Here is a 14,029-nt window from a genome sequence, read left to right as displayed (position 1 = left end):
CAAATTATAAATCTGATATTATAAATGACCATTACTCATATTTATATTTATAAATATTCCATACCAATGGTACCTTTTACCATTGCTACTGGCACAATGGATTATGCCCAAAATATTTTTATTCGGGTTTATACAGATGCAGGTATTATTGGTGTAGGTGAATGCTCGGCTTTTCCAATGATTGTAGGTGAAACGCAAGCTACTTGCTACGAAATGGCGAAAGATTTTGCAGCTATTTGGAAAGGTAAAAATCCATTAGATATTGAGGCTAGAATGGCTGAATTACATAACTACACAGCCGGTAATTATACAGCCAAAAGCGCCTTCGATTTAGCTTTGTATGATATAGCTGCAAAGCATGCACAGCAACCTTTGTATCAATATTTAGGTGGCACAAAAAAAATGATAGAAAGCGACCTTACCATTGGCATTAGCACGCCTGCAATCATGGCTCAACAGGCGGTAGAATTTGTAGCGAAAGGCGTTAATATGATTAAAGTAAAACTAGGCAAGGAGCCCAAAGATGATATTGAGCGCATCCATCAAATACGAGCTGCCATTGGTTACACTACACAGCTACGTATAGACGCCAACCAAGGTTGGTCTTTTGAAGAAGCAGTTGAAGCATTAACTGGCTTAGGCAAATACGGTATTCAGTTTTGTGAACAACCTATGCGTAAGTACAACGACCATTTACTGCCACAACTGTGTGCCATTTCGCCCATAGCTATTATGGCTGACGAAAGTGTATTTACCCACCATGATGCTGAACGTATTATCGTAAATAAAGCCGCCAAATACATCAATATTAAATTCTCTAAAAGTGGCGGTATTTTAGAAGCCATAAAAATTAATGCTATCGCAGAAAAAAATAATATACCATGCATGATGGGCGGCATGCTTGAAAGTCGGGTGGCATTAACTGCCAAAGTACATTTTGCGATGGCTAATGATAACATTCAATTCTACGATTTAGATACTTGCTTATTAGGCCATAAAATAGACCCAGTAATTGGCGGTGTTACTTACAATGGTATGCATTTACAATTAAGCGATGCTATTGGCATTGGTACAGAGGTTGATGATGCTTACTTAAAAGATTTGGTACAAGTGGTGGTATAAATGAAAGTCTACTTCAACATGCTCCCTGTTGATAGATACTTGTCAAATCATGTAAATCGTAAACACCATTATTAAACTGCGGTTATCTTCGCACAATGGAAGCAAAAAAAGCAAGTGAAAGTTTTACAATCATGAATGAGATGGTATTACCAAACGATACAAATACGTTTGGTAATTTAATGGGTGGCAGATTAATGTATTGGATGGATATTGCGGCTGGTATTGCGGCCGCAAAACATTGTAATAGTCCTTGTATGACGGCCTCTGTAGATAATTTAAGTTTTAAAAATTCTATTAAGCTTGGTAATATTGTACATATTGAAGCTATTGTATCTCGTGCTTTTACAACATCGATGGAAATACATTTAAAAGTATGGGGGGAAGATTTATTACGCAAAACAAAATACGAAAGCAACGAAGCGTATCTCACTTTTGTTGCTTTAGATGAAAATAACAAACCAAAACCAGTACCAGCTTTTATTCCAGAAACAGATGAACAACAGCGTGTATACGATGGTGCGTTGCGTAGAAGACAATTGCGTTTAGTATTAGCAGGTAAAATGAAAGCCCATGATGCTACAGAATTAAAAGCTTTATTTTCTTAAATGAATCATAAGTCATGGTTCATAGCTAATATTACTTGTATTTAACTATGAACCATGACCTATCATCTACAGCCGATATACCACCCCTACACCATTTTGCGAAGCACCAATATCTACTTTTTGCAGCCAACCGTTCAAGTGCTTACCATTGGCATGATGCAGATAATATTGCACTACATCAAATACCAACAAAAAGCTACCTTGTAACAATACACTCTTCCCAAAACCTTCCGTTTGTGTATTATTAATATGTTGCCCACGCTCTTGCATATACAAGCCCGCAAATACATACCCTACATCTAAGCCAGAATTGAGCAGCAATATTTTCTCAAGTTTTTGCTGCTCATTAACGTTTTGCATTAATGACAATTTTTTATTGACAGCTTTTTTCACACTGTACAAGCCAACCCCAGCAATCGCTAGGTTTACCACATTCCAATAAGTATTCATTTTAAAGAACGCTTTATCGCTGCCAGTAGCATTGGCTGACGAAATACTACTTTGAACGATATTTACACCCGCCCAACCTGCCAAAATGGTCATATTGGTTTTATTTAATTGATAGCGTCTTTTCGCAATGGAATCTAAACTTATCAACTGGTTTGTATTTTTCAAAGTATCGATTTTTAATATAGCAGAATCTCTTACACTGCTTTGCGAAAATGCTTTACTAGTAAGCATTAGAAAAGATAAACAACAAAAAAATGTAATCCGCATGTTTTATATTTTAATGAATAAAAGTTAAAATCATCTTATGATTTGTTCCTTCAAATCTTCGAATAGCATTCATCTGTAAGCAAATGCTTTATATTTATCGCCTCAAAATAAGTGTGTCAATTTGACTAAAAAATATTGCAGCACTTTATTTGATAAATATTAACACCAATCATACAATTATATAAGATATATGTTGAAATTTATTAGCAAGTTATTAGGGGGTAATAAGAGCGAAAAAGACGTAGCACAGATTAAACCTATCGTTGAAAAAATTAACCAATATTTTCAACAGTATCAAAGTTTAACAAACGATGAATTGCGTAGCAAAACGCAAGAATTTAAAAGCCGCATTAAAGAGCATCTAAAAGATATTGATGCAGAGATTGCTAAAAAGCAAGAAGAAGCCGAAGCGCTGCCTGCAAGCGATATTCATGTAAAAGATAGCATTTACCAAGAAGTAGATAAACTAAAAAAAGAGCGTGACAAACAATTAGAAGAGGCTTTGAAAGCTATTCAAGCTGAGGCTTTTGCTGTTATTAAAGAAGCTGCAAGACGCTTCAAAGAAAATGAAACGATTGTGGCTACCGCAACCGAATTGGATAGAGAATTAGGTGTAAAAAAAGACTACGTAACTATCAATGGAGACACTTGTACTTTTAAAAACACTTGGACTGCCGGTGGTGGTAAAGTTACTTGGAACATGGTGCATTACGATGTGCAACTAATAGGTGGTAGCGTATTGCACAGCGGTAAAATTGCCGAAATGGCAACGGGTGAAGGTAAAACCTTGGTAAGTACCTTACCTGCATACTTAAACGCTTTAAGCGGTGAAGGTGTTCACGTAGTTACGGTGAACGATTACTTAGCAAAGCGTGATAGTGAGTGGAACGGCCCAATATTCGAATGGCTAGGTTTAACGGTAGATTGTATTGACAAACACCAACCAAACACTCCAGAAAGAAGAAAAGCCTATTTAGCTGATATTACCTATGGTACTAACAATGAATTTGGCTTTGACTACCTACGTGACAACATGGTACACAATCCAGATGAAATGGTACAGCGCAAGCACCATTTTGCAATGGTGGATGAGGTAGATAGTGTATTGATTGACGATGCTAGAACGCCTTTAATTATTAGCGGACCCATTGGCAAGCAAGATAATTTAGAACAATTCTTTGAATTAAAACCGAGAATTGAAAAATTGGTAGATGCACAAAAACGTGCCATCAATAGCTTTTTAAACGAAGCTAAAAAGAAAATTGCAGAAGGCAATGACGATCCGAAAGATGGTGGCTTGGCATTGTTTAGAGCACATCGTGGTTTACCTAAAAATAGTGCGCTAATCAAGTTTTTAAGCGAGCCAGGCATGCGAGTAAAATTGCAAAAGGCAGAAAACTATTACTTAGCAGACCAGCAAAGAGAAATGCCTAAAGCAGACGCTGAACTATACTTTTACATTGATGAAAAAAATAACTCGGTTGAGTTGACTGATAAAGGTATTCAGCTAATTACAAAAGCGGGTGAAGACCCCAATTTCTTTATCATCCCAGACATCAGCATCAGCCTTGCAAATGTTGATAAAAGCGCAGAAGCTGCTGAAGATAAATTACGCCAAAAAGAGAGTATCATCAACGATTATTCTGTAAAGGCAGATCGTATCCATACCGTACAACAATTATTAAAAGCCTACACATTATTCGATAAAGATGTTGAATATGTGGTACTAGATGGTGCAGTAAAAATTGTTGATGAACAAACAGGTCGTATTTTAGACGGTCGTCGTTATTCTGACGGCTTGCACCAAGCTATTGAGGCCAAAGAAAATGTACAAATTGAAGCGACAACGCAAACTTATGCAACCGTAACACTACAAAACTATTTCCGTATGTACCACAAACTCTGTGGTATGACGGGTACTGCAGAAACCGAAGCTGGTGAGTTTTGGGACATCTATAAACTAGATGTTGTAACAATTCCTACCAATATTCCTGCAGTAAGAATAGACCAAGAAGATTTAGTGTACAAAACCAAACGTGAAAAATTTGGTGCGGTAATAGAAGAAATAACGAAATTAAGAGAAGCAGGCAGACCAGTACTTGTAGGTACTACATCAGTTGAAGTGAGCGAATTGCTAAGCAGAATGTTGCGCCAAAAACAAATACCACACAATGTATTAAACGCTAAGCAACATGCCCGTGAAGCACAAATTGTAGCCGAAGCAGGTTTAGCAGGTTCAGTTACCATTGCTACCAATATGGCTGGTCGTGGTACCGATATTAAATTAGGGTCTGGTGTAAAAGAAGCGGGTGGCTTGGCAATTATTGGTACTGAACGTCACGAAAGCCGCCGTGTAGATAGACAGTTACGTGGTCGTGCAGGTCGTCAAGGTGATCCAGGGTCTACACAATTCTTCGTAACATTAGAGGATGATTTGATGCGTATGTTTGGTAGCGAACGCATTGCAAAAGTGATGGATTTTGCCGGCTACAAAGAAGGCGAGGTGATTCAGCATAGCATGATTACCAAGAGTATTGAACGTGCCCAAAAGAAAGTAGAAGAAAACAACTTTGGTATCAGAAAACGCTTGCTTGAGTACGATGATGTGATGAACAAACAACGTACAGTTATTTATACCAAACGTAACCACGCTTTGTTTGGTGAGCGCTTGGCACTTGATTTAGACAATGCTTTCTACTCAGTTGCCGAAGGTTTGATAAGTTCGTTTAAAGAACAAAACGACTTCGAAGGTTTTAGATTGGCAACAATTGTCAACTTTGGTATTGATACAGCTATTACAGCCGAAGAATTGAATAAAAATGGGGCGCAACAATTATCTGAAAAGTTGTATAATGAAGCAATAGCACATTACCAACGCAGAAAGGCTGAAATGGCTGAACAAGCATTGCCTGTTTTCCAAAATATTCGTAAAGACCAAGGCAATCATATTGAAAATGTCATTGTACCATTTACCGATGGCAAACGTGGCTTGCAAGTGTTAGCGAGTATGGATAAAACCCTGGCTACATCTGGATTAGAGCTTATAAACAGCCTTGAAAAAACGGTGACATTGAACTTAATTGATGACGAATGGAAAGAGCATTTAAGAGCGATGGACGATTTAAAACAAAGCGTTCAAACAGCCACTTATGAGCAAAAAGATCCATTGGTAATTTATAAAGTGGAAGCCTTTACCTTGTTTAAAAACATGGATGAGGAAATCAACAAAAACATTGTTTCTTTCTTGTGTCATACCACCATTCCTATTGAAAATGAAAGCCAAGTAAAAGAAGGTCGCCAACAAAAAACCGACCTCAGCAAAATGCAATCTCGTAAGCAAGATTTTGATGGATCTGGTAACGAACCTGCGCCATCAGAAAATGATTATTATGACCCTACACCTGTAAAGCAACAGCCCATAGTTGTGGGACCAAAAATTGGCCGTAATGATCCTTGCCCTTGTGGTAGCGGTAAAAAATACAAAGCTTGCCACGGTAAAGAAGCAGAATAAGCTATCAACAAGTTTAACATATAATGAGCAACCCGAAAATGGGTTGCTTTTCTTTTAAAAGCAAATACTAAACACCATGACTATTAACCAATACATAGACCACACTATTTTAAAGCCAACCACTTTAATAGCAGATATTCAAAAGCTATGTAACGAAGCCGTACAATACCAATTTGCTGCCGTATGTGTGCCCCCCAATTTTATAAAAACAGCTAAAACTTTTACAAAAGATAGCAGTGTAAAAGTAGCAACAGTAATCGGTTTTCCATTTGGCTATAGTGCTATTGAAGCCAAGCTTGCAGAAGTATTACTAGCCATTGTAGATGGTGCAGATGAATTGGATATTGTGATTAATATTTCGGCCATTAAGAATAATGATTGGGAATATTTAGCCAATGAAATCAACCATTTAATGCCTATTATCAAACAAAATAATCGGGGCGTTAAAATCATTATCGAAAGTGGTGTTTTAACAGACGATGAAATTGTAAAATGTTGTCAGCTATATGGTGTTGCAGGTATTGACTATTTAAAAACCTCTACAGGCTATGCAGAAAAAGGTGCTACCATAGAAGCCGTAAAACTATTTAGAGAATACTTGCCACCACATGTTCAAATAAAAGCGTCTGGTGGTATTAGAGATTATGCATTTGCTAAACAATTAATTGAAGCGGGTGCTACACGCCTTGGTTGTAGTGCTAGTGTAGCTATTGTAAATGGCGAAAAGGCTGAAGGTAGTTACTAGTTACAAGTTGCTGGTTAATAGTTGCAGGTTACTTGTTACTTGAAACTTGTTCCTTGCATATTCTACTTTATCTTGCAAACGCAAAAATAACCATCTATGCAAAAAATAATGATGCTATTGGTAGTCACCGTTTTGGCATTACAAGCAATGGCAAATGGTGATACCGTAATTGTACGTAAAGACCCACGTTTAGATATGCTTTCTGCGAAGCAAGCACAAATAAACAAGCGCAGCAGTATGATGACTAGCAGTGGCTTGTACAAAGGGTTTCGTGTGCAAGTATTGAGCACACAAAGCCGCGGCGAAGCCTTCAAAATGAAGACAGATTTATTAACGAGATTTCCAGAAGAGAAATCCTATCTCATTTTTCAATCACCCAATTTCAAAGTCCGTATAGGCAACTTTATAAAACGTGCAGATGCTGAAAAACTAAAGCAACAATTAGCAAAATTAGTTGGACAAAATGTGTATGTAGTAGAAGATGCTATTGAATACACCCCTAAAGAAGGTGAAGATATTGCGGGCTAAACTGCTCTATCCAAATCTCACTTTTCACTCCCGATAGCTTTCGGGATCACGTTTCACCTTTCACATTACTAGCTATGTTACAGCAAACCATTAAGCAATTAGCCGCTCAGTACGCACAAGAAAATATTACCACAAGAAGATACCTACACGCACATCCCGAACTAAGCTACTTAGAGTTTGAAACCAGCAAATATGTACAACAAAAATTAACCGAGCTTGGTATTGCATTTGAAGTGATGGCAACAACGGGTATTGTAGCCACCATCAAAGGAAAAAACCCAGAAAGCAGAGTGATGGCTTTGCGCGGTGATATGGATGCATTGCCAATTGTAGAAGAAAACACGGTTGACTATACATCTCAAAACGCAGGTATTATGCATGCCTGCGGCCATGATGTACACACTACCATTATATTAGGTGCAGCACGAATATTAAACGAAATAAAAGAGCAATTTGAAGGTACTGTAAAGCTGTTGTTTCAGCCAGGTGAAGAAAAAAACCCAGGCGGTGCTAGCTACATGATACGTGATGGCGCATTAGAAAATCCACGACCAAAAGGCATTGTAGCCTTGCACGTACATCCGGGCTTAAACGCTGGTAAATTAAGTTTTAGAAAAGGCCGTGTAATGGCTAGCGCCGATGAAATTTACATTACCATTCGTAGTAAAGGCGGTCATGCGGCTTCGCCACATTTAACAGCCGATACAGTATTAATCGCTTCACATTTAATTGTGAGTTTACAACAAATTATTAGCCGTAACAACAATCCTACCTCACCGTCGGTGCTTAGCATTTGTAGCATACAAGGCGGCCATACTACCAACGTAATACCTAGCGAGGTAAAGCTGATGGGTACATTTAGGGCTATGGACGAAACTTGGCGTTTTAAAGCCCACGAACTGATTACCAAACAAGCAATTGGCTTGGTAGAAGCCATGGGTGCAGAAATAGATTTATTGATAGATGTGGGCTACCCTACTGTAGATAATGAGCCCGTATTTACTGAGGACGTATGGCAACAAGCCAATGCATTTATGGGTAAAGAAAACGTAGAAGAAACCGAACTACGTATGGGTGCAGAAGATTTTGGCTATTACACACAAGTAATACCGGGCTGCTTTTTTAGATTAGGTGTGCGCAACGAAGCCGCAGGCATTGTACACAATGTACACACGCCTAAGTTTAACATTGATGAAAGCGCCATTGAAATTGGTGTAGGCATGATGGCTTGGCTTGGTGCAACGGTCTAATATTGTATTTGCACAAACCTATAAGGTTTTAAAAACCTTATAGGTTTAGTTTCACCCCGCAAAACGAAGTTTTGCGGGGTATTTTTTTATTATAGTTATTTAACGCATAAAAAAACTAAACACATTGCACTTTGAAATACTAAATAAACTATATTGAACTCCTAAACTAATTGCAAATGGAAAACACCACAGACAACTCATTTGAAACACCACAAGATGTACCAGTAGAATCTACTGCTGAAACCCCAATTGTAACGCCTACAGAAACGACTGCCGAAGCACCACAACCACAACAGTATTACTACCAACCGCCTGAAGTTAATTTAGTATTAGCAGGTAGGGGCTTGCGTTTTGCCAATTATCTTATTGACCTCATTGTTTTTTATATCGTATTAATTGTTGGTGGCGGGCTTATTATTGGTATTTTCTTCCCGGCGTATGCAGCTGATTTAGAAGAAATGAACCCACTTTTAGATCGTATTATCACGCTACTATTTTACGGTATGTATATGAGTATTGTAGAAGTAATGACACAAGGCCGCTCTCTTGGTAAATACATTACAGGCACCAAAGCAGTGAACCACGATGGTACGCCTATTTCTGCAGCTACTGCATTTGGAAGAGGCTTTAGCCGTATGGTACCATTTGATCAAATTAGTGCTTTGGGCGACCCGCCAAGCCCTTGGCATGACCAATGGAACAATACACATGTTGTAGTGATTAAATCCTCTACTTTACCATAAACGTATAATACACATAAAACACCCCGCAAGACTTGGTTTTTGCGGGGTGTTTTGTATGAAGAAATAAACCATGGCGTGGCATTACAAATACCTTTTTATCTGTGCTTCGAGATGCCGCAAGCGAACATCACGAAGAGCGGATAGCAACCAACGGCCAAGGTATTTGCGAAGGCTGGGTAATAGTATTCCGTCCGCCCACAACCAATGCCGATTGAAATTATTTTGTTGAAGGTAACAATTGATGTTGAATGTTGCCGTGTCAGCCCGAACCGAAATTGATTAAAGATTTACTGTCGATTGTGCTTCCGTCCGCCCAGCTTTTGCAAGATACCCCTGTTGTACGCATACCCTTTCTACTCGGTCGTCTATAATGTAGGTCTGGTCGTGGTCATAGGGTGGTTGCCGTGCGTTGGGCAAGGCAGGCTCTTGGGCAGGTTGGCTTCTGTGGGGTGGGTTTGTGTGCCTGCCCATGTGCCTGACTTGCAGCGTTGGCTTGTTAGAGTTGTCGTTCGCTGGGTTTGTCAGTCTGCTTGCTAAAAATATTGGTCTGTGTCCAACAATTACTTGTCTTTACGACAATATTGGCAGTCTGTAAGTAAAAAGTATTTGTCTGTACGGTAATATTGTCAACCTGCACGCAAATATTATGTGTCTGTAAGCAAATATTGATTGTGTTAGTGCTAACATTATAAACCTGTATCTGAAAATATACAGTCGGGTAGGTAGGTTTGTATTTAAGGTTTGTGTCCACCTGCTCGACTGTTTGAAATTAACGGTCTTTTACGTTTGTAAACCCAAGTCCGCTTACTTGTTTGAATTGTGGGCTTGTTGCTCCGAAAACTGACTTCATATATTTTTTAAGTGATTGGATAAATATATAATTCCTTAGGCTTAAACTTTTTGATTAAAATGTTGCCGTAAAGCCTGCATAAAAACTACGACCAACTGATGGGATAATCCCAGGGCCTGGGTATTTGTCTGTTCTATTTGTAAAATAAGATTTTTGTTACAAGCTAACCAGATACAAAATTTACCACTTTGCTTTTACTGCATTCTCTTAATTATTTAAATCCGTCGGTTAATGTTTTAATAAATGCAACAATATCTTTTTCTTCTTGTGCTGTAAGGTGCAGGTTACCAACTTCGGTGCGGTTAACGGTTGCTGTTATTTCAGCAGGGGGAAAAGGTTCAACATCTCTTTTATTATAAAAATGTACAACTTCTTCTAATGTATTATAAAATCCATTGTGAAAATAGGGGGCAGAAATGGCTGAATTTCTTAAAGTAGGTACTTTAAATTTTCCATAATGCGTAGGGTTATTTAAAAAACCACCTAAGCCGTAATCTATTGCATTATTACCTAAGGGATTAAAAGTGGTAGGTAATGTATAAAATGGATTTGCTGGGTTTTTAGGAACACCAATATTATCATACGTAAAGTCTGTAAATAATACTTTACCGCTTATTGGGTCTGGCTCAGAAATATGGCAATTGGCACATTTACTTTTTGCACTGTCATTAAACAATTGCAAGCCTCTTAATTCCTGTGCATTTAGTTTTGCCTGTCCTTTTAAATAGTAATCGTATTTTGAGGTAAATGGATTTAAGTCGGGTGATTTTTCAAATAATGCAATGGCATCAGCTACATTATTAAAAGCAATATTATTATCTAAAACTTCGCCATATACCTGTTTGTACAATGGGTAATAACTAGCGGCTTTAATTTTATTAATTAATGTTTGAACATTTGGAATGTTCATCTCAAGCGGATTAAGAAATGGTTCATGGGCCTGCTCTTTTAACGAATTTGCTCTGCCATCTAAAAAGAAGCCGCCAACATAAGTAGAATCTACATTGTCAAAATATAACGCTGGTGTAAACATGCTATAAGCAATGTTGGGTGTGTTTCTATTACCAAATAATCCATTTACTGCACCTTCAGAAATAATGCTGTGATTGGGGTCGCTAAAACCAGTGGATGGGTTGTGGCAACTAGAACATGATTGCCCAATTGGGGTTGATAAATTTTTATCGTTAAATATGAATTTACCAAGTTTTATTTTGTCAATATATTCAAAGGTAACAATGTCTCTTTCTTTACTGCAAGATGATAGCGTGACCATAGAACCAATAACAACAGTTATTAAACAAGTAATAGTAATGGTTAATTTATTTTTTCTCATTGTTATTTAAAATTTAGCTGTAAACCCTATATAAAAACTACGACCAACTGATGGAATGATGCCTGGGCCTGGGTATTCGTCTGTTCTGCGGGTGAAGTATGATTTATCAGTTAAGTTATTGGCACCAATTTTTATGGCGTAATTGTTTATTTTGTAGGTAGCACTTATGTCTACAACGGTATATGCTGGTATATAACCTGCAATGGGGTCGCTGCTTGTTGTGACATTAGAAGCATCACCGTAAGCATCGCCAACTGAATTTATCTGAAAGGTGGAAGAGAATTGTTTGTTACTAAAAATTAAGCCAACACGGTTGATGGTTTTTGCTGCAGCTTCTACTCTTTTACCAATAAATTCTCCACTTGTATATTTTGCATCTATATATGCAAATGAATTAAAAATACTTAACCCGTATTTAGATTTTTCGTTGATAGCTTTTAAAATATTCAATTCTACATAATTCTCAATGCCTTTGTGAACACTATTGGCAATATTGGTTCTTAACGAATAATCGTTGCCTGCGGGGTCTTGTTTTAGCACTACACCAATTCTATTATTATAGGCCAAATAAAAACCGCCAATATCAAAGTTTAAATAATTTTTTATAGTGCCTCTGTAACCTAAATCAGTATTGAAACCGTAAGCATCTTTTAAATTTGGGTCTATTTTGGAAGTAATGCCAAATGGTTCTAACTGGCTGTAATCAATAGGGCGGTAAGCCTGACTGAAATTGGCATACACACTTGTGTTTTTAGTTGGCTTATATTCTATACCTAAACCTGCCAATGCAAAATAGCGATTACGGCTTAGGTCGGGTAATTGTTTAATGTTATCTACTATTTTGTAACCTGTTGCAGTGCTGTTTAAATATTCAAATCGAAAGCCAGGTGTAATGGTTAGCTTATCATTTAGTCTAAAAATATTTTCTACAAATGGTGCAATATTGGTAGTTGAAAAATCTAAATTATACCCCCAATCTCCTGTAATAGATAAATCAAAATCGCTTTTGGTAGTGCCTTCGCCACCGCCTTGTCTTTTAAACCAAGCATAACTATACCTTACACCACCTGCAATGGTTGATTGTTGTTTACCTAATTTATAAGTGTGTGCAATTCTAAGTTCAGTTGTTGTATTATGTATATTTTCTTTGCCAACTTCTCTTGGTACAAAGTCATTTGTGGCTGGGTCTATTTCATCTAGGGCACTTGCGCCACCATCTTCATTACGCCAAACTAATGAACGATTGCTAAATAAATAGGTTGTTTTTAAGCTAATGGTTGTGTTGGCAGATGATGTAAAGTTTGCATAAGCAGAAACAATATTCCAAGGACTTTTTAACCAATTTCTTGCCCTTGTTGATGCTTTTGGATTTGCATAAAATGTACTATCATCTAAGCCACCTGGCATTTTTATTTGATTGCGAAGCAATGAATATTCTACACCAATAGTAAGTTTGTCTGTTGGTTTATATTCAAATTTTCCAAACCCTGAAATTTGCCATTGCTGGCTATTGGGGCGATAGCCCTCCATATTTCTATATTGCAAAAAAGCATAGTAGCTAATTTTTTTGTAAGTTCCTCCAATAGAATTAAAAGAATTAAACAGCCCAAAACTTCCTGCTGTTTGCGATGTTGTAAATTCAAAAGGTTTATTTATTGGTGCATCTTTGGTTACATAGTTTACAAGGCCACCAAAGTGTGCCCCAAATTGCAATGAGGCTGCACCTCTTACCATTTCTATTCGGCTTACTGCTTCCATCGGTGGAATATAATAGGCCTCGTTGTAGCCGTAAACATCTGCACTTATGTTGTACCCATTCTGCCTTGTATTCATTTCAATACTTTGTATCGGGTTTAATCCTCTTGTGGCAATACCATTGGCTGTAAAGCCGCTACTTTCTGTTTCTACAATATTAAGACCTGGTATTCTACCTAATATTTGTCTTGTGTTATTGATGGCTTTATTGGCATCTAAGCTATCTATAAGAATAATTTCAGTTTTCTTTCCTGCATAGATGATACCGTTTTTCATTTCAGGTAGATGCCCAACACCGTTTACTGTTTTATAACCTGTTACAGTTACATCTGGTAGCATTTTGCTGCTGTCTGCCTTTTGTGCACTGGCATTTATGATATAGAATATTGCACATATCCCAACTATAATTTTCTGTTTGCCCATACTTTTATTTTTAATTTGGTGCAAATGTGTGGTAAGATTTTTTTGTACACTTTTACATTTGGGAAAAGAAATAACGCAATCGGGAAAAGTTTGTCATAGATAAAAGAATAAGTAAAACGAAACCTCCGTAGGCGGTTTTTCTTTTCTTCTTCTTTTTCGGGGTGGGGCTGCCTGAATAAATTGACTGTCTGCCGTGTGTTGGCAATTGCAGCTCTTTTGTAAGGTTGGCTTCTGTGTGTTGGCTTTGTGTGCCTTGCAAATGTGCTGCAATGTGCAGTGGATTGTTAGGGACTTAGCTTTGAATGTCTTGTTGCTTGTAGGGAAACGAAATTTTGGTTTAGGGCTGCGTACAACGAAAAAGGCTTGGCGTTGTTGGGGAATTAGCATTCCGTCTGCCCATAACCGAAGCCCAATGATTGCAATATTGCTGATGTTTTATTCATAAGC

At 37.7% G+C, this 14,029-nt stretch carries 10 protein-coding genes; 7 read left to right on the top strand and 3 right to left on the bottom strand.

Translation table 11 applies throughout. The annotated features are described in order from the left end of the window. The first annotated feature begins 24 nt into the window (after positions 1-24). Together ACFOW1_RS02210 and ACFOW1_RS02205 are read left to right on the top strand one after the other, a co-directional pair. Entirely contained in the window at positions 25-1,122 is a 1,098-nt protein-coding gene (locus ACFOW1_RS02210) for a mandelate racemase/muconate lactonizing enzyme family protein (RefSeq protein ID WP_379012022.1), read from the top strand. Between the two features lie 95 nt (positions 1,123-1,217). Further along, positions 1,218-1,727 carry an acyl-CoA thioesterase gene (locus ACFOW1_RS02205; protein ID WP_379012019.1) on the top strand — a complete coding sequence of 170 codons (510 nt, stop codon included), beginning with the start codon at positions 1,218-1,220 and terminating at the stop codon, positions 1,725-1,727. Positions 1,728-1,793: 66 nt separating this feature from the next. On the opposite strand, the gene ACFOW1_RS02200 is transcribed toward ACFOW1_RS02205, so the two are convergent. After that, positions 1,794-2,342 (bottom strand): DUF6992 family protein, encoded by a 549-nt coding sequence (locus ACFOW1_RS02200; protein WP_379012017.1) that lies wholly within the window; start codon positions 2,340-2,342, stop codon positions 1,794-1,796. Positions 2,343-2,634: 292 nt separating this feature from the next. Between ACFOW1_RS02200 and secA the strand changes: the two genes are divergently transcribed. The 5 genes from secA (at position 2,635) to ACFOW1_RS02175 (ending at position 9,221) form a co-directional block, all read left to right on the top strand. Then, entirely contained in the window at positions 2,635-5,955 is a 3,321-nt protein-coding gene (gene secA, locus ACFOW1_RS02195; protein ID WP_379012016.1) for a preprotein translocase subunit SecA, read from the top strand. A 76-nt stretch (positions 5,956-6,031) separates the two neighbouring features. Continuing rightward, positions 6,032-6,700: a deoxyribose-phosphate aldolase gene (gene deoC / locus ACFOW1_RS02190; protein WP_379012014.1), complete on the top strand. Its 669-nt coding sequence runs from the start codon at positions 6,032-6,034 to the stop codon at positions 6,698-6,700. A 96-nt stretch (positions 6,701-6,796) separates the two neighbouring features. Then, a complete protein-coding gene (locus ACFOW1_RS02185; RefSeq protein WP_379012012.1) occupies positions 6,797-7,228 on the top strand; it encodes an SPOR domain-containing protein in 432 nt (143 codons plus the stop codon). A gap of 74 nt (positions 7,229-7,302) precedes the next feature. Beyond that, positions 7,303-8,478 (top strand): M20 metallopeptidase family protein, encoded by a 1,176-nt coding sequence (locus ACFOW1_RS02180; protein ID WP_379012010.1) that lies wholly within the window; start codon positions 7,303-7,305, stop codon positions 8,476-8,478. Between the two features lie 176 nt (positions 8,479-8,654). After that, on the top strand, positions 8,655-9,221 hold the full coding sequence (locus ACFOW1_RS02175) for an RDD family protein (protein WP_379012009.1): 567 nt from the start codon (positions 8,655-8,657) through the stop codon (positions 9,219-9,221). 1,061 nt (positions 9,222-10,282) lie between these two features. Here ACFOW1_RS02175 and ACFOW1_RS02170 read toward each other — a convergent pair. Together ACFOW1_RS02170 and ACFOW1_RS02165 are read right to left on the bottom strand one after the other, a co-directional pair. Then, positions 10,283-11,404 carry a cytochrome-c peroxidase gene (locus ACFOW1_RS02170; RefSeq protein ID WP_379012006.1) on the bottom strand — a complete coding sequence of 374 codons (1,122 nt, stop codon included), beginning with the start codon at positions 11,402-11,404 and terminating at the stop codon, positions 10,283-10,285. Between the two features lie 6 nt (positions 11,405-11,410). Beyond that, entirely contained in the window at positions 11,411-13,582 is a 2,172-nt protein-coding gene (locus tag ACFOW1_RS02165; RefSeq protein WP_379012005.1) for a TonB-dependent receptor family protein, read from the bottom strand. Positions 13,583-14,029 lie beyond the last annotated feature (447 nt).

This window comes from Parasediminibacterium paludis (genome assembly GCF_042651445.1).
Lineage (GTDB): Bacteria > Bacteroidota > Bacteroidia > Chitinophagales > Chitinophagaceae > Parasediminibacterium > Parasediminibacterium paludis.
This window is presented reverse-complemented; position numbering and strand designations above follow the sequence as displayed.

What these genes read in the sequence shown, in the direction of transcription:
- ACFOW1_RS02210 (WP_379012022.1), top strand. Translation starts at nt 25, where the DNA reads ATGACCATTACTCATATTTATATTTATAAATATTCCATACCAATGGTA.
- ACFOW1_RS02205 (WP_379012019.1), top strand. Translation starts at nt 1,218, where the DNA reads ATGGAAGCAAAAAAAGCAAGTGAAAGTTTTACAATCATGAATGAGATG.
- secA (WP_379012016.1), top strand. Translation starts at nt 2,635, where the DNA reads ATGTTGAAATTTATTAGCAAGTTATTAGGGGGTAATAAGAGCGAAAAA.
- deoC (WP_379012014.1), top strand. Translation starts at nt 6,032, where the DNA reads ATGACTATTAACCAATACATAGACCACACTATTTTAAAGCCAACCACT.
- ACFOW1_RS02185 (WP_379012012.1), top strand. Translation starts at nt 6,797, where the DNA reads ATGCAAAAAATAATGATGCTATTGGTAGTCACCGTTTTGGCATTACAA.
- ACFOW1_RS02180 (WP_379012010.1), top strand. Translation starts at nt 7,303, where the DNA reads ATGTTACAGCAAACCATTAAGCAATTAGCCGCTCAGTACGCACAAGAA.
- ACFOW1_RS02175 (WP_379012009.1), top strand. Translation starts at nt 8,655, where the DNA reads ATGGAAAACACCACAGACAACTCATTTGAAACACCACAAGATGTACCA.
- ACFOW1_RS02170 (WP_379012006.1), bottom strand. Translation starts at nt 11,404, where the DNA reads ATGAGAAAAAATAAATTAACCATTACTATTACTTGTTTAATAACTGTT.
- ACFOW1_RS02165 (WP_379012005.1), bottom strand. Translation starts at nt 13,582, where the DNA reads ATGGGCAAACAGAAAATTATAGTTGGGATATGTGCAATATTCTATATC.